Origin of the sequence: Exiguobacterium sp. 8A, assembly GCF_902506275.1 — a bacterium.
Taxonomy (GTDB): Bacteria; Bacillota; Bacilli; order Exiguobacteriales; family Exiguobacteriaceae; genus Exiguobacterium; species Exiguobacterium profundum.
The window spans coordinates 2,439,037-2,455,324 of record NZ_LR733630.1 but is presented as its reverse complement, the minus strand read 5'-3'; the positions used below and the strand labels follow the sequence as shown (position 1 = coordinate 2,455,324).

19 protein-coding genes are annotated in these 16,288 nt (G+C 45.6%); 7 read left to right on the top strand and 12 right to left on the bottom strand.

All coding sequences use genetic code 11. The features are described 5' to 3' along the window. Nucleotides 1–9 precede the first annotated feature (9 nt). Complete coding sequence (cas3, locus tag GVY42_RS12910; RefSeq protein ID WP_159563445.1) at nucleotides 10–2,343, bottom strand: CRISPR-associated helicase Cas3'; 2,334 nt, start codon at nucleotides 2,341–2,343, stop codon at nucleotides 10–12. Between the two features lie 397 nt (nucleotides 2,344–2,740). Between cas3 and GVY42_RS12905 the strand changes: the two genes are divergently transcribed. Further along, complete coding sequence (locus GVY42_RS12905) at nucleotides 2,741–3,364, top strand: glucosaminidase domain-containing protein (protein WP_236548963.1); 624 nt, start codon at nucleotides 2,741–2,743, stop codon at nucleotides 3,362–3,364. Nucleotides 3,365–3,525: 161 nt separating this feature from the next. Continuing rightward, nucleotides 3,526–4,086, top strand: a complete 561-nt coding sequence (locus tag GVY42_RS12900) for a GNAT family N-acetyltransferase (RefSeq protein ID WP_159563443.1) — start codon at nucleotides 3,526–3,528, stop codon at nucleotides 4,084–4,086. Here the strand turns inward: GVY42_RS12900 and GVY42_RS12895 are convergent. Beyond that, nucleotides 4,052–5,122 carry a HAMP domain-containing sensor histidine kinase gene (locus GVY42_RS12895; protein WP_159563442.1) on the bottom strand — a complete coding sequence of 357 codons (1,071 nt, stop codon included), beginning with the start codon at nucleotides 5,120–5,122 and terminating at the stop codon, nucleotides 4,052–4,054. The two genes, GVY42_RS12900 and GVY42_RS12895, sit on opposite strands and share 35 nt — an antisense overlap. Next, on the bottom strand, nucleotides 5,119–5,811 hold the full coding sequence (locus tag GVY42_RS12890) for a response regulator transcription factor (protein ID WP_015880656.1): 693 nt from the start codon (nucleotides 5,809–5,811) through the stop codon (nucleotides 5,119–5,121). The genes GVY42_RS12895 and GVY42_RS12890 overlap by 4 nt, the downstream gene beginning before the upstream one ends. 171 nt (nucleotides 5,812–5,982) lie before the next feature. On the opposite strand from GVY42_RS12890, the gene GVY42_RS12885 reads away from it, so the two are divergent. Further along, a complete protein-coding gene (locus tag GVY42_RS12885; protein ID WP_074034750.1) occupies nucleotides 5,983–6,456 on the top strand; it encodes a DedA family protein in 474 nt (157 codons plus the stop codon). 1 nt (nucleotide 6,457) lies between these two features. Here GVY42_RS12885 and GVY42_RS12880 read toward each other — a convergent pair whose 3' ends face one another. Beyond that, on the bottom strand, nucleotides 6,458–7,471 hold the full coding sequence (locus tag GVY42_RS12880; protein ID WP_159563441.1) for an ABC transporter permease: 1,014 nt from the start codon (nucleotides 7,469–7,471) through the stop codon (nucleotides 6,458–6,460). Further along, nucleotides 7,464–8,192: an ABC transporter ATP-binding protein gene (locus GVY42_RS12875; protein ID WP_159563440.1), complete on the bottom strand. Its 729-nt coding sequence runs from the start codon at nucleotides 8,190–8,192 to the stop codon at nucleotides 7,464–7,466. Before GVY42_RS12875 ends, GVY42_RS12880 begins: the two co-directional genes overlap by 8 nt. A gap of 171 nt (nucleotides 8,193–8,363) precedes the next feature. Here GVY42_RS12875 and GVY42_RS12870 point away from each other — a divergent pair, with 171 nt between their 5' ends. Then, nucleotides 8,364–8,972, top strand: a complete 609-nt coding sequence (locus GVY42_RS12870) for a TetR/AcrR family transcriptional regulator (protein ID WP_159563439.1) — start codon at nucleotides 8,364–8,366, stop codon at nucleotides 8,970–8,972. 31 nt (nucleotides 8,973–9,003) lie between these two features. On the opposite strand, the gene GVY42_RS12865 is transcribed toward GVY42_RS12870, so the two are convergent. Continuing rightward, nucleotides 9,004–9,387, bottom strand: coding sequence for a hypothetical protein (locus GVY42_RS12865; RefSeq protein WP_159563438.1), 384 nt, complete (start codon nucleotides 9,385–9,387; stop codon nucleotides 9,004–9,006). 186 nt (nucleotides 9,388–9,573) lie between these two features. Between GVY42_RS12865 and GVY42_RS12860 the strand changes: the two genes are divergently transcribed. The 3 genes from GVY42_RS12860 to GVY42_RS12850 all read left to right on the top strand — a co-directional run bounded on the left by GVY42_RS12860 (nucleotide 9,574) and on the right by GVY42_RS12850 (nucleotide 12,639). Continuing rightward, a complete protein-coding gene (locus GVY42_RS12860) occupies nucleotides 9,574–11,070 on the top strand; it encodes an NAD(P)/FAD-dependent oxidoreductase (RefSeq protein ID WP_074034759.1) in 1,497 nt (498 codons plus the stop codon). A gap of 105 nt (nucleotides 11,071–11,175) precedes the next feature. Beyond that, nucleotides 11,176–11,901 (top strand): hypothetical protein, encoded by a 726-nt coding sequence (locus GVY42_RS12855; RefSeq protein ID WP_159563437.1) that lies wholly within the window; start codon nucleotides 11,176–11,178, stop codon nucleotides 11,899–11,901. A 9-nt stretch (nucleotides 11,902–11,910) separates the two neighbouring features. Continuing rightward, nucleotides 11,911–12,639: an ABC transporter ATP-binding protein gene (locus GVY42_RS12850; RefSeq protein WP_159563436.1), complete on the top strand. Its 729-nt coding sequence runs from the start codon at nucleotides 11,911–11,913 to the stop codon at nucleotides 12,637–12,639. 109 nt (nucleotides 12,640–12,748) lie between these two features. Here the strand turns inward: GVY42_RS12850 and GVY42_RS12845 are convergent, their stop codons facing one another. From GVY42_RS12845 to GVY42_RS12820, 6 genes are all read right to left on the bottom strand, one after another. Beyond that, nucleotides 12,749–13,225, bottom strand: a complete 477-nt coding sequence (locus GVY42_RS12845; RefSeq protein ID WP_159563435.1) for a hypothetical protein — start codon at nucleotides 13,223–13,225, stop codon at nucleotides 12,749–12,751. Then, nucleotides 13,225–13,707 carry a hypothetical protein gene (locus tag GVY42_RS12840; RefSeq protein WP_159563434.1) on the bottom strand — a complete coding sequence of 161 codons (483 nt, stop codon included), beginning with the start codon at nucleotides 13,705–13,707 and terminating at the stop codon, nucleotides 13,225–13,227. Before GVY42_RS12840 ends, GVY42_RS12845 begins: the two co-directional genes overlap by 1 nt. 58 nt (nucleotides 13,708–13,765) lie before the next feature. Beyond that, nucleotides 13,766–14,236: a hypothetical protein gene (locus GVY42_RS12835; protein WP_159563433.1), complete on the bottom strand. Its 471-nt coding sequence runs from the start codon at nucleotides 14,234–14,236 to the stop codon at nucleotides 13,766–13,768. A gap of 457 nt (nucleotides 14,237–14,693) precedes the next feature. After that, nucleotides 14,694–15,167 (bottom strand): DMT family transporter, encoded by a 474-nt coding sequence (locus GVY42_RS12830; RefSeq protein WP_159563432.1) that lies wholly within the window; start codon nucleotides 15,165–15,167, stop codon nucleotides 14,694–14,696. A gap of 12 nt (nucleotides 15,168–15,179) precedes the next feature. After that, a complete protein-coding gene (locus tag GVY42_RS12825; protein WP_159563431.1) occupies nucleotides 15,180–15,839 on the bottom strand; it encodes a Crp/Fnr family transcriptional regulator in 660 nt (219 codons plus the stop codon). A gap of 11 nt (nucleotides 15,840–15,850) precedes the next feature. After that, nucleotides 15,851–16,276 carry a DMT family transporter gene (locus GVY42_RS12820; protein ID WP_159563430.1) on the bottom strand — a complete coding sequence of 142 codons (426 nt, stop codon included), beginning with the start codon at nucleotides 16,274–16,276 and terminating at the stop codon, nucleotides 15,851–15,853. Nucleotides 16,277–16,288: the final 12 nt, after the last annotated feature.

The following is a 16,288-nucleotide window of genomic DNA, read 5'->3' as shown; positions in this document are numbered from 1 at the left end:
CCTTTCGGTCTAAATCATCAAATCTTGCATCTCTGAATCTTGTGATAGATTCAAGCCAAACTGTTTGTCATAAGCACTTTCATGTAAAGCAAGTACTTGACCATCGAGTAACGTCATAACACCGTCTGTTCTCTCAAGATTTTGTATCTCATGAGCATATAAACCGATGGAATATTGTTGAGATTCTTTTAGCCATTGCCTTGCCTGTTCCCAACTAATGTCGCCATTCAAATGAGCAATGAGTTCTTCCCCTTTTTTCGTATACGGAACGAGCACATCTGTTGTTAACTCATCAATGACTTGAAAGTGGTCAGCGACCGTACGATGTCGCGCAGTTAACAGTGATTGTTTTTCGTTATTGTTCTCGCTCATGTCAAAAAGCATAGGAGCCAAACATTGACTAGTTTTTATCGGATAATCCAATTCAGATTCACGAACCTGATAAAATTCTGTAAAATATCTTCTCATCGCAGCTGGTGAGAGCAAGTCACCATCATAAGCACTTGAATCTCTTTTCAAGTCCACTATCATCCGCTTTACAATTTGTTGTCCTTTTTCAATGTCAGTTAATTTCGATACATCCTCCTCGATATGATTGACTACATAAACTGTGCTGATTTCTAATTCACCGTGACGATTACAACGACCGGCGGCCTGTGCAAGTGAATCTAGTCCTGCATAGGAACGGATAACACAAGGGAAGCTGACGTCCACCCCAGCCTCAATCAATTGTGTACTAATACAAACTACACGTTTATTTGCCTTCAATCGCTCAGTGATCCTTTTTAAAAGATCTTTACGGTGAGCCGCACACATCGAAGTGCTAAGATGAAATAACTCTTCTTCCTGAAATGTCGTTTTTAGTGATTCGTATAACTTTCTGACAACTGACTTTGTATTCAAAATAACGAGAATACCCTTATGATCAGCTGCTCGATCTTGTAGTAATACACTTAGTTTTTCCGTGTCGTAATCTTCTACCAACACTTCCAGCTCTGTTCGTTTGAAAGAATCCGATACCATGGGAAGATTGGAAATGATTTCACCATCGTTAACAAGTCGACGTTTAACAAAATCGAGAGCCGGCTGTGTCGCGGTACATAATAGAACACTTGTGTTCACCCCAGTTTTCAAATAGTTTAAAGACTCGTTGAATAATGACACGCACTTCGTCGGGACTTTTTGTACTTCATCGAAAATGATGACTGCGTCACTTAGATGATGCATACGCCGCGTGTTTCGATTTCCTTTCGCATAAAACGTATTCAAATATTGAACCATCGTCGTGAAAATAATTGGAGCATCCCAATTGTCTTTTGCTAAATTTAGTTTTGCTTGGAGATTGATTTCATCATCAGAAAAATCATCTGATTGAATTACATTAGAATGATGCTCAACAACTTCTTGTGTGTTTAAGACATCGCGAGTAACTTGAGCGTTTTGCTCGATGATTGTGGTGAATGGAACAACGTAAATAATGCGTTGTTTGTTATAAAGAATTGAATGATGGAGTGCGTATCTGAGACTAGCCAATGTTTTACCGCCACCTGTCGGAATCGACAAGGTATAAATACCACTTGGTTGCTTGGCATGTTCCCGACATTGATCGGACATTTGTTGTCTTAACAGATTAATCGGTGTATCCGAGGACTTCTTCCCTAAATGAGAAATATAATCTTCTAACCGTTGCATATACACTGCAAAGTCACTCATAAGAGTGTATTCTGGTTGATTTGTTTCAAACTGTCGCGTATTTGTTCGATCGGCATCTAACAACACGCTAAATATAAACTTGGTCAAGAAAGTGGAAACCGATGTGTTCTGGCCTACTCTTTTAAAGTATTCGAGCATTTCTAAATGAGCTGATTCAACATATCGATTTAAATCAGACTCAGACATCACTTCATCAAAGAAGCGATATTTACAGAGTTCATATTCTTCAAGCGCTTTCATTTCGACTCGTTTTAAAAACGGAGACTCTTCTCCTGATACATAGTCATGCAGATTACCATGATGTGAGATGATTGCGTTGCTAACTATTTCTGCTAGCAATTGCTTCGTTACACTCGTACCTTTCAACATGTCAAAAAGCAAACGCCCCCCAGCAGTCGCGTGATCGACTTCTCCACGAGTTACTTTTTCTCCAGAGGTTGCCCTACGTATATAATCTTGAAACGCATCACTATACTTTCCTAAGTCATGCAATAAAGCAGCCAGACCACAAATTTTAGAAATCCTTAAAGAATTCCCCCACTTTTCGGCAAGTTCTTGAGCATCTAACAGGTGTTCTTTGACAGTTTGAATCGCATGGTCAGATGATCGAACGTGTGCAGTGTAATCCACTCTCTCACCCTTTCTTTAGACCTATTATTTTTTTCAACACGTTAGTGCTCAATACCTCTTCATTTTATTACATTATTTTACTTAAGGTGGGTACTTTTTCTTATCAGGTTTTAATTCTACAATTAACGTAGATTTACTAAAATCCACAAATAAACCGAATCGCATCGCAACTCGGTCTCTTAACACTCTAGTTTTTTACCGTCACACATACTTACATCAAGCTCAATTTAAACTGGTAGGCTCTGTACACATTATTTTCCCCCTATTTCTTTATACGTTTACTATAAACAAGAATGAATGTATTCGGTACACAATAATCATTATAATAATGGGTCAATCTTACTTTTTAATGGTATTATTTCTCAATGGATATGATTCGTTTAGGAGGGTACATATGATGAAAAAAGTGTTTAGCTTGATGATTGTATTTCTTCTGATCACATCTTCTTTTCTCTCGACTGGATCAATCGTTGAGGCGGTCCCGAAGAAGCAGAATCGTGCTATTATGGGAGTATCGGCTTTGACTCCGCCACAAATGGCGGATTACGTAAAAAAGAAGAATCCTCGTGATGTCCGACTAGTACAAACGTCGGTCGAAGACTTGGCGAACCTCTTCGTCATCATCGGCGCTAAGGAAGGTGTTCGTGGGGATGTCGCGTTCGCTCAAGCACTGAAAGAGACAGGCTACTTTCGATATGGTGGCGATGTACTCCCTGAACAACATAACTATTCCGGAATCGGGACGACTGGGAATGGCGTAAAAGGTCACTATTTCCGTTCACCGCATCAAGGCGTGACTGCTCAAGTTCAGCATCTAAAGGCATACGCCTCACACGATGCACTGAATACGAAACAAGTCGACCCACGCTTCCATCTCGTCAAGCGAGGCTCTGCAACGACGTGGCCATCTCTTCACCAAAAGTGGGCCATGCAGCCGAAAGGAAATTACGGGACCGAGATTCTTTCGATTTATCAAGAAATGTCGAAAATACCAAAACGTGTCGCTAAAGCAAACAGATAAGAAATGTAGGGGTGAAGGAACGTGACGTGCAAACAAGTTAGACTCGCGAGCGGAATCGCATTATTCGTGACCGGCGTGATGTTGTTACTCAAACGCTAATGAGCATTTCGGACAATGGTCCGAGTGCTTTTTTTATGACCGATATTACAAAGGAGGATATCATGAACCCTATTTCATACATACGAAACGAACAACACTGTACCATTCGTCAAGCCTCACAAGACGACGCGAAATCCCTCGCTTTCATTTGGCTGCAAATCGATCAAGAGACGGACTATTTAGACCGCGAACCTGGAGAAGGCACTCTCGATGAGCATGCATTTAAGCAGTTAATTGAACATGACTTAGTTATAATGAATCGTATTTTTCTCATAGCAGAAGTCGATGGGGAAATTGTCGGGTTTGCCCGCTGCGAAGGAAGTGTGCTCGCTCGAAAATCCCACACTGTCGAATTTGGAGTTGGAATTCTGCAAGCGCATTGGGGACTCGGTTTAGGTTCAGCTATTTTACGATACGTTCTCGATTGGGCGCGAACGGAACGCCTTCATAAAGTCACTTTAAGTGTCATTGAAACAAATAAAAAAGCCATAGCACTCTATGAGCGCTACGGCTTCGAAGTCGAAGGCCGATTACGGGACGATAAGCTTATTGATGGACAGCACTTCGATACAATCTTAATGGGATATCTCATTCCACCGGTAACGATACCCGAAAACAAATAACCTGACCCTCCAGTGGTGCGGCCGTCAACCGTCCCCCATGCAACAAAATGATTTGGCGGGCAATCGATAGACCCAATCCATCACCTGGCGTGACCCCTCTCGAGGAATCGACACGATATGTGCGATCAAACAGATAAGGGATGGCATCAATCGTTTCAGTCGTTGTCGCATTCGAGATAGACCACTCAAGCATATCCTCCCTGGTCTGGAGATCAATTTGAATCGGACTCGTTTGCTCCGCATATTTCCATGCGTTCGAAAAAAGATTCTCAAATACACGAATGAGCTGTTCTTGATCGGCTACTATCCATCGGTCAGGTTGAATCGATAGGTGTAATCGATGACCTCGCTCATTGAACAACGGCTCCATCTCGTGGATGAGTTGGGTCGTCAATAGGCTCAGGTTGAGTCTCTGTTTCTTTAGTTGCATATGTGGGGCATAGAGTCGGTTTACGTTCATCAGCTGATCTAGCAAATGTTCAAGCTGATCCGTTTTTTCATTTAGAATACGAAAATGATCTTTTTCTGCAAGCGTCAGTTCCCGATTCATTTGCAGGAGTTGCGTATAGCCTTTGATGCTCGTGAGCGGTGTCCGCAAATCGTGCGACAGGTTGGAGAATAGTTGGTTCCGCTCTTCTTCATGCGCCCGTTCCTTTTCAAATAATTCACTTAATTGAGCTGACATCCGATTCACACTCTCTCCAAGCGACGCGATTTCGTCTCGACCTTCCACTTTGACAGTTCGACCGAGGTCACCGTTTGCAATCTGTTCAATCTCACTCGATAAATACGTGATTTTTCGAAGTGTTTTCCGCATCATCAGTGAAAATCCAATAATAAAGATCAAAATAACAATGAACGTCACCCCTAAAAACATAAGATTGGACGTCAGGGGATCTGGTGTTGTTTCGTTCTCAATGTAGTATAAACTGATCGAATAGCCCATGATTAAAAAAGCAATCGTCGCAATCAATGCATTGACTAAAATGATACCAATCAACTTCACTAGCAAGCGATCCCATTGTCTCCGTCTCATAATCGATACCCCACGCCCCACACCGTCTTGATAATGGTCGGTTTTCGTGGTGTGTCTTCTAACTTTTCTCGGATTTTTGTGATGTGGACCATCACTGTGTTGTCGACCTCAAATGCTGCCTCACCCCACACCGCCTCGTAAATCTGTTCAACTGTTAACACTTGATTCGGATGACGCATAAAATAGGCGAGAATATCAAACTCTTTCGGTGTAAGTCGAATCAACATCTCATCCTTTCGACATTGTCGCGTCTGTAAATCAAGTGTCACATTTTCAAAGACGAGTGTACTCGTGAGGTCTGCTCGATCTGACCCATAATCACGATATCGTCTGAGTAACGATTTGACACGCAGCGTCACTTCAAGTGGGTTAAACGGTTTTTTAATGTAGTCGTCCGCTCCAACGGAAATGCCTTGCATCAAATCCAAGTCGCTCGTTTTGGCTGTGAGCATCAAAATCGGCATAAACTGCGTCTTTCGAATTTCAATACAAGCTTCAATCCCACCCATGACAGGCATCATCAAATCTAGAATGAGTAAATCGATCGTTTCGGTCGACGCGAGGTCGAGCACTTCTTGTCCATTTTTCGCAAATCGGAGTGCATATCCTTCATTTTTTAAATAGATAGCAAGTAATTCTCGAATCGCTTCATCGTCGTCAGCGATACAGATGACGGGTTGTGAACGCATCTCTTTCCTCCTCGTTTTTCGCTAGTAAACTACATTCATTTCCTCTATTAATGAGTGTAACAAACTCAGTAACGGCACTTCCTTTCCAACTTCTTAAGATTTCTTAAGAGAATACTAAAAACTCCTTACGCTTGCGAGTGAATACTAGACAAGGTAAGGAGTGAATTTATTATGGAAATGATCATACATTATGCCATGCTCGCCATCGGCATCATGTTTACCCCATTATCTGACGACGTCTTAATGATCACCCATCTGACGGTCGCGGATGATTTTGTCCCAAGTTGGCTTTTATTTGTCTCCACCTGGATTCTCTTCACGCTCACGTTCGGCTGGTTCTATTTAATCGGGAAAGGGCTTCATCGTATCCTACCCGTGCGACAACGCGAATCTCGTTATCTTAAAAAAGCCGAGGCGCTCTATCAAACATACGGGGCACGCACCATTATGATTTCTTATTTTATTCCCGGCCTTCGGCACCCGCTCCATTACATCGCCGGGTTCACATCGCTCAAACTTCGTACGTATGCGTTCTATACGACCATCTCTGCTTTCTTCTATACCGGTGCTTGGTTTCTCGTCATCGGACTGGCCAATAAAATCCCGGCGTTTCAACAGTTTCAAGACTGGGTGTTGTCCTTTTAACTTAGTGTCCTCTGTATTTCCCGAGCGCTCGCATGTTTAAGAGATATAAGACACCTGCATAAAGAATCAGACCGAGTAAATACATCCAGATGCCTGAGAAACCACTTCCGTAAATCATGACTTCCTTGATTGCTGTCGCTCCGTAGAAGATTGGCATGACGTAACTCAAGTTCCCGAGTCCGTATGGAATCAAGTCGAGCGGGATGAGTCCTGAGAAGAATACTTGCGGGATGATGGTGAACGGAATCATCTGAACAACCTGTAATTCCGAACGGGCAAACACCGAGATGGTCGCTCCGAAGAGTACCGCCGTACCCGCCATGAGTAGCATCGTCAACATGACCCACGCCATGTTCCCAAGAGAAGACAGACCGAGCACATAAATCGAATAGAGTACGATGAAAATCGACTGCACGACCGCAAACGTACCGTATCCGAGTGTATATCCTAAAATGACCTGTCCTCGTTTGATTGGGGTCATCAAGAGTCGCTCGAGTGTACCCCCACTCCGTTCTTTGACGAGTGCCATCGCAGATAGGATGAACACGAAGAAGAACGAGAAGAGGGATAGGAAGACGAAGCCGAACGAATCGAATGTCGATTGGTCTTCTTCCCCATAGACGAATGGCGTATCGATCTCGGCTGCGGGATTGAGCGTCGTCAACGCATCTTGAATCTCACCAACCGCCTTCGACGACTTCGTCGAAGGTTCGCGTAACGTGATGGTCGTTCCTTCTTGATTCATTTCAAACACGGCATCGACATGTTCATTGTCTTCGATATATACTTTTGGATCATCGAACGATGCCTGTTCCACTTCGAGCGTCTCGTCTTCAAACGCATTGACAAGCTGTTCTGGTGCGTTGTCATCCAGGACGACGGTCGGCACGTAGTCGGAGTCCCCGAGTAAGAAGTAGACGAGTGTCAAAATGAGAAGTGGCGCAATCAAGATCAAGGCGACACTTCGTTTATCATTCAACGTCTGAAAGATGACACGTTTCGCTAAGTTACGCATGGTCACCCACCCCCTCTTTCCCTGCAATCAAGAACAGTTCTTCGACGCGACCATTCTCGGTCTGGTCAAGCAAATCTTGCACATGGTCATAGGCGATCAACCGTCCATTATAGACGAGTGCGGCTCGATCACATTCGAGCACTTCATCCATGACGTGCGTCGAGACGATGATGGTCGTCCCTTCCGCCCGAATCGTTTGGAACTGATCCCAAATCTGTCGGCGTAAAATCGGATCGATTCCGACCGTCGGTTCATCAAGAAACAACACATCGGGCTTATGCAGGATGGCAATGGCCAAGGAAAGACGCTTCTTCATCCCGCCTGAAAAATTGCGGACGAGCTTATGCCGGTCGTTCGTTAAATCGACAAGGTTGAGCACTTCGGTGATGCGTTCTTGGAGCGCCTTTTTCCCTAACTTATAAATCGACCCGAAGAAGGCGAGGTTCGCTTCGGCCGACAAGTCTTCGTACAAGCCATCGTTCTGCGGCATAAATCCGATTTGTTGGAGCATGTCCATGTTTGGCATCTTCGTTTCGCCGATATGGACACTTCCTTTGTCCGGTGCGAGGGCGCCGATCATGAGTCGGATGAGCGTCGTCTTCCCCGATCCAGATGGTCCGAGCAAGCAGCAAATTTCTCCGGATGGGATGGTGAAGTCGATGTTGTCGATGGCGAGTTGGTCGCCGAACGACTTGTCGACGTGTTGCAGTTGAATGTTCATTTCTGTCACTCCTTTTCGGCGCCTCATCGTGTATACTCAAGATAATCGACACCGTGTTGGTTTATATGTTCAGTATAGTCCCCGTTCACGGTGGCAACAATCGTCAATATCGGTCATCGTGTCGGTTTTCCGACAGATGCAATGAATGTGTTGAGGAAAAGGAGAAATAATATGGAACAAACTGACTTACGCGTCATCCGAACGAAGAAGCTGATCAAAGATGCCTTCTTTAGTCTCATTGAAGAACAGGGATTTGAAGCCGTCACTATCAAGCAATTGACTGAACGAGCCGGCATCAATCGGGGTACCTTTTATAGCCATTATGTAGATAAGTTCGAGTTGATGGAGAAATGCGTCGACGAGATCTTTGAAGAGGCCGAACAGAAGTTGATTCATCAGTTGCCGCACATCTTCGGAGACGAACGGACCGACAACTCGTATCATTATCTCGTCCCGTTCATCCGCTTCATCGAAGACAATCAAATCATCATGAAGCCGCTCCTCGGACCAAATGGAGATCCGACGTTCCAGGCAAAACTTCGAAAATTTATGCAGGCTGCCTTGTTTCAGCGCTCCCCGGTAACCTTGTTTGACCCGGACAAGATGATGGTCCCGCCTCTATATCTCGTCGCCTATCTATCTTCAGCTCACATGGGCGTCATCTATGAGTGGTTGAACAATCCGTCTTCGGAAGAGACAGCGGAAGACATCGCCCGCATCATCTATACAATCACCTATGAAGGACCACTCGTCGCTGGTGGTGTGAAGTCAAACGAATAGAGCCTCCCGCACATATTGCGAGAGGCTATTTTTATGAAACACGAACGTGCACGTGCAGGTTCCCATTTTCTTCAGTTGTCGTCTGATATGCGTTCTGTACTGCCTCAAAATCATGCCAGGCGATGCGGTATGACTTTCCTCGCATCCCTTCAAACTCGAAGGCGAGATGTTGTAAATCCGACATACCTAGGATACGGTCAAACGGTCCACCCTCGCCAGTCCATTCCAATTGATTCGCCGAATCCTTCAATACGAGGTCGAGTCCATGCATCACTTTTTCTTTGATCAATTGTCCATCCGCGGCAACACGCATCCCGTCTTGAATATCATGCATCCGACACGATTCGATCTCATCAAACGGGATGGTGATTTCATCCCCGTTCGTAAAGTGAAGCGTGATTGTTTTTACGATCATCTTAGATTCCTACTTTCGTTCAGTCTCTGTTCCCTTACTATACATAACTTTTGTCGGTTCAGGGATGACATCTTTGTGGATGTGGCAAATCCGTAAAAGCATGTTCGTTTCATTTAGAAACGGGAATAGAAGAGGTAGCACTCATTCTGTTTTTTGAAAATAACACTTCGGAAAGGCGGCGAATATATGCCATCAGTGGATAAGTCGGTCATCGTCATAGGCGGAGGGCTCGGCGGCTTGTCAGCAGCCATCTCACTCGCACAAAAAGGTTACGACGTCTCACTCTACGAAAAGAATGATCACATTGGCGGGAAAGTGAATCGGCTCGAACAAGACGGATTCGGTTTCGACCTCGGACCCTCAATATTAACGATGCCCCACATCTTCGACAAATTGTTCCGCGGAAGCGGGAAACGGATGGAAGACTATGTGTCCATCAAACGACTTGAGCTCGAATGGCGCTCTTTCTTCCCGGACGATACCGTCCTCGACCTCTACCATGACCTCGAACAAATGCAACGGGCGAATCCTTCCCTCTCTCGAAAAGACATGCAAGAATATCGTGAACTGTTGAATTATGCAGCGCGCATCTATAAGACGACCGAGAAGGGCTATTTGGCCGAAGGGTTTGAGTCGCCTTTAGAAGCAGTCATGAAAACAGGCATCTTCCCGACCCTATTCGGATTCGACTTGACGTCGACGATGTATAGCGCCATCAAGAAACGGATCAGTAACCCTCATCTTCGGGACATGCTCTCGTATTACGTCAAATATGTCGGGTCGTCTCCGTATAACGCACCCGCTGTCTTAAATATGATGATTTACATGCAATATGCCCAAGGCTGTTGGTACGTCGAAGGCGGGACCCATAAGCTCGCAGAAGGTTTGACGAAGCTCGCTGAAGAGATCGGTGTGAAGCTACATACCGGAGAAGGCGTGGTTCGTGCCCATACGGTGAACCAGAAGGTGACCGCCATCGAGCTTGAAGACGGACGTCTCCGTTCTGCTGATTATTTCGTCTCGAACATGGAAGTCATTCCGTTCTATCAGAAGATGGTCGACGCGGACGAACAGTACGTCGACAAACTCGTCGATAAATACGAACCGGCAAGTTCCGGATTCGTCCTCCATCTCGGGGTGAAGAAAGCCTATCCACAACTGGCACATCATAACTTCTTCTTCTCTGAGAACCTACATGAACAAATGGATAAAATTTTTGAGAAACATGAACTTCCGGACGACCCGACAATCTATCTCGTCAACGTCAACAAGACCGACCCGACCCAAGCGCCACCAGGACATGAGAACATCAAAATCTTGCCACACATTCCGTATATCCAGGATGTGCCGTTCACGGAAGAAGAGTACGCCGCTTTTGAAGAACGTGTACTCGACAAATTGGAACGAATGGGTCTCGATGGTTTGCGTGAACATACGGTGACACGTGATGTATGGACGCCCCATGATATCGAGCGGACGTATGGATCGGACCGAGGTGCCATTTATGGAACGGTCGCCGACAAGAATCGGAATGGCGGCTTCAAACATAAGAAACAGAGTGAACTTTACCACAACCTCTACTTCGTCGGCGGAACCGTCAATCCGGGCGGTGGCATGCCGATGGTGACATTGAGCGGTCAGCAAGTGAGCGACAAGATTGCGAAACGCGACAAAGTGAAATGATTTTCTTCAATCCCTCATTCAATATGAGGGATTATTTTTTGAAACTTTTTCCAATAACCTTCCGTATATTGAGCTACGATACAAACATACAAACGGAGGAACAGGATGCATCAAATCACAAGTTATTTCTTTATGTATGCCAAAGTTGTCGTCACGGATAAAGTTCCATTCATCTGGACATTCGGAATTCCGCTCATGATCGCCTTGACACAGTCGTTTTCAGATAGTCGCCAAGCAACGACAGCGGAATATTACCCAGGGCTCTCTTATTTCTGGGTGTATATTATTCTTGCTACATATGTGAACGGTGTCGGCATCGAACTCGCTCGTATGCGTGAATACGGACTGATGAAAACGTACGTGATGATCTCAGGCAACAAACTGACGTATGTCATCGCCGTCATCTTGGCGCAACTCTTATTCGCCTCCATCAGCCTACTTTTATTCACAACGGTCGTCACGCTCGTACACGGGTTCTTCTCGTTCAAGTTGATTGCAACATCTCTACTCGTATTGATCGGTAGTATACCGTTCGCGGTTGCAAGTGTCGCCATTACGGCACTTCCAGTGAAAGTATCGAGTCTCGGGACATTCGCGAACATTCTGATGTTTCCGCTCTTTTTATTGGCAATTAAGTCACCTGATCAATGGTTCAGCTTTTTCAACCCGTTCTATGCACTCCATGAATTCGCGCTCGGATTGCTGCACCTGACGACTCAAGTCGATCTTTCGTTCGGGGTATGGGCGATATTCCTTTCCATACTTGGTTACTTCATCATTGGTGCGATTGCGTTGAAACGCTTCAGTCTCGTCTCACTCATCACACGCTAGGAGGTTCTTATGCACGTAAACCAGCTCACTTATCGCTATCCGAAAGCGACGCGTCCCGTGCTCGATGACGTATCATTCACGTTACAACCAAACAAATTGAACGTCTTGATCGGACAAAACGGGGCCGGAAAGACGACCCTGTTTGACTGTATGACCGGGGCACTCCCGGTCGACAAGGCATCCCTCGACCTCGTTCCGATGATGGATATGCTCTATTTGACGCAACTCATGTACAACCATCATGAATTGACGGGGAAAGACTTCGCCTACTTCATCGGACGTTTGTCGCAGCGCCCCGACTTCAAGAAACTCGAGTCTTATGTGAACAACCTTTCGACGTCCCGAGAACAAGAACTGTTCGAAAATCTATGGATGATGAAGCTCGGAAAGATGTCGGTCGGGGAGAAGAAATGGCTTTTCGTGACACTATTGTCTTCCATCAAGCGTTCCCTCTACTTATTTGACGAGCCGACGAGTGGGGTCGATCCGGCATCCCGCATTCAAATCATGCGCCGTCTGCAACGCCTCGTCGACGAAGGCAAGACATGTCTCATATCGACACACCAATTGCACGACTTAGCTCAGCTCGATGCTCATGTCATCTTCCTACACGATGGACGTATTTTATATGAAGGGGACTTTCAGGATTGGCTCAAAGAATCCGGAACGACCGATCCGGACGAAGCGTTCGTGCGAATGGTCGACACACCGCTCGATGATGTCGCGGTGACACGATGAATGACTCCTTTTGAGAACGACACCGGTTCACATTCTATACACTCGGAATGGTCGTCTGCGGTCTTCTCGTTGCGATGTTCTCATGAAAAAACTCAGCCTCTGACGCGTGTCAGGGGCTGAGTTTCTGTTTACGATGTGCTTGTCGTAACTCTCGATTGGTCACGTGCTCCGGGTCCGCTTCACGTAGTTTACGATCCATCGGCACGTACAAGATGAGAAGCGGAATGATGCCAATCAATGCGACACCGAGTAGTTCTTGCATCGAATCGAATACGAACCACGTGAGGAAGGTGAATACACCAAGTGACACAAACATGGCGACGATGATTTGAAATTCTCGACGAACGAGACGTTGGTATTCCTCGTCTTCGTTAAATGTACGTAACAACTTCATCCGTCGCCACGCTTGATAAAGCATCGGCAATTGGGTCACGAGGAAAGAGAAGGCAACCGTCGTCACCGTGACACCGTTTATGACCGAAACAACGAGAAAGAGAAACAGGCCGATGATGCCAAATAGTGTGCTGATCCCTCGTGTGTCGAGATCCTGTTCGACCATTTTGGGGAGACGCTCTTGTTTATTCATCACGCTTCACTTTTTCGTTTCTTCCGTTGTAGCTGGACATGACCGAGTTCGACACCCGTCACGTGTAACGGATCGATTTCTTTTAACTTGCGGTCGATTGGAAAACTGAGAATCAACAGAACCATGATTCCAATAAATGCAACGATGACGAACATGAACAATGAAATCCACTCAAGCTCCACACTGGTAATCAGTATGAGAACAAGTAACGGCGAGGTAAGACCCAATAAAAATTCGGATCGCACGAGTTGTTGATACCGTTTGTCTTCGTTAAATGACAGTAATAACTTCTTGCGGTGCCATGATTTATATAGGGCAGGAAATTGTCCGAAAAAAATCATGGCATACAACAAGAAGACGTTCGTCGTCCATATATAGAAGAAGGTCAAGACGATGGCCCCAACCAATGGAAGGGTCAATTGTTTCTTTCGTTTCTTATCATCCTTCAACATCCGTTCTAATCTAACTTCATGGTCTACCATCGAATCCCCCTCATGTGTTTTCGTTATTTTTCTATACGAAAATTATTCTCAATCAGTTTCATCCCTTACTCTTCTCCCGATTCATCAATCCCAACAAACTCTCGACCACGTGCTCGTCATCAATCTTTAAAATCTTCCAGTCGACCCACGACTCGAGAATGAGGCAACCCGCAATCAGCGTCGCACAGCCCAGGCTTAACGTATCAAGCGATATGTACTTCAGTGCATAGAGCGCCATCGTCGATATGACACCAATTAAGAGGATAAACTGAATCATACCTTTTAAATAGATGAAGCGCTGGTACGTGGATGAGTCATTGAACTGTAAAAACAACTGGATTTTATGCCATGTCGCCACCAGAAGCGGCATGAGCATCGCCGCACAAAAAATGAACAGGGATAGGCTCATTCTGGAATTATTGAACAATAGCCAAAGCGCTGTCACTACACCGATGATAATCACTAGTAGCGGACCTTTTTTAGTCCATGCTTTGTCGTACAAGTATTCCATTCGTTCTTCACGTAACACCTTTCACACCTCCAAAAGTAAAAAACATCCAATTTATCGATATCTATATCTTAACAATCTATAAGCAAACTTTCGAGGTTTTCCCATTAAAAAGGAAAAAGCATCTGACGATTGTCAGATGCTGATTAATTTGAATGCCGGCGAAGGAGTCGGAATAAAAAGATTCCAATCATCGTCAACAACCCTAAGTTTAGAATTGTCCATCCCATGTCCATCACTTGTTGCATATCATTACCCCCTTCTATCCTGTTCTTCTAAATTATACATGTCTTTTCAAAAAAAGATTCGGTCAAATTGTTCTTTTTATCCTTTTTTTCCTAATGAGTCAAAAGTTTTGGTTACATCTGGTCAATCAACGGAATAGAAGTCAACGGTGATGGACCCAATCTGTCATACTCAACTGAATCGACAGCAGCATGGACAAACTTGTTCAAAACGTGGAACTTCTTTTTAACATTTAACTCGCTCGATTCATCGACGCGCGAGTTGGTTTTACCTTTCCACTCAACTGAAATACGAGCACCCCACCAACGATTAACACAATCCCGACGACCGTTTTCCATGTGAACGGGACGGCCGTCAATCCGAACCACCCTAACGTATCCCAGAGGAGCGCGAATAAGATTTGAGACACCATAACGATTGAGATCGCGTAACTCGGCCCGAGGCGCTCAACCCCTTGCGTCACACTCATGACGACCCCGACGCCGAGGATTCCGCTGAACCAGTACCATGTCTCCATCTCCTCTACTCGGAACAAGCCACCACCTTCTTGAAACAACCCAATGAGTAGCGATGCTAAAAATCCAAGACAGAGAACGAGCGTCGTCGTCGCCCATGCTCCGACACGCTTCTTGACGTTGGCGTTAAACGTGTTTTGCACACAGACGAGCATCCCGCCGAAGATGGCAAGCATCATGCCAATCACCATGATTCTCCCCTCCTATTCATAAATGCTCTCCCCGACAATCTCCAACAAACCTTCCCGATCGACGAGCGTGATTACCCGCCGATTTCGTTCAATCACTCCTGCCTCAACGAAACGCCGGAGCGTCCGATTCACATGACGATAACTCGTCCCAATCAAATCAGCGATATCCGTCAATTGGTCGACAGTCGAGCCGAGTGTTTGGTCATTCGGCGTCATCGATAACAGATAACTCGCCAAGCGCACTTCGACAGGGTAAAACAAGTTGAAGCTGAGTGATTGAGATTTTCGTTCAAATTTTCTTGTGATCTCTTCTAATAAATAGTGTAACCACGCAACATCGTGGTGGGCATGTCGAACCAAATCCTCGAAGCGAATGACAAGCATCTCGACTGACGTGACCGCCTCGACCGTATTCAAAAACGGGGTCCGCTGAATATATTCGATGTCCCCGATCAAATCGAGCGGATATTTGAAGGAGAGGACGAGGCGCTTCCCGGTAGCGGAAGTATGGGAAACGCGAATCTTCCCCTTCACTAAGAAACGGAGATGTTCTGCTTCATCACCTTGCGTACAGATGACGTCCCCCGGCTCGTATCGGACGAGCTGCAATTCGTTCTGCGCAGCGACAGGTAAGACAGTCAATTCAAATTGCTTCACATACGCGTCAACCATGCACGTTCCCCCTACCATTTTAATAAAATGACTCCTGCGATCATCATGAACACCCCGAACAACTGCATCCCGTTCAACTTCCGTCGCACCATTCCGAACCAGCCGCGCCAGTCGATGACGAGTGCGAGCGCCAACTGTGCGATGAGATACAAGGAAATCGTGAGCGTGACCCCGAGCTCGTGGACGGCCGTCATATTACTAAATAAGATAATCGCCGCAAATGCCCCACCAGATAAATAGAGCGGCTTCACGTGCCGCATCTCGACATACGTGCGGTCCCAGAGCACCAGCATGACGAGAAGTGCGACGACGAATCCTGTGAATTGTGTCAACGTCGCCGCTTGCCACGTCCCAATCTGCGAACTGATTCGCGCATTCGCAACACTTTGTAACGTTAGAAAAAAGCCTCCGCTGATTGCAAATAACACTCCCCGCATCGTTCTCCCCCC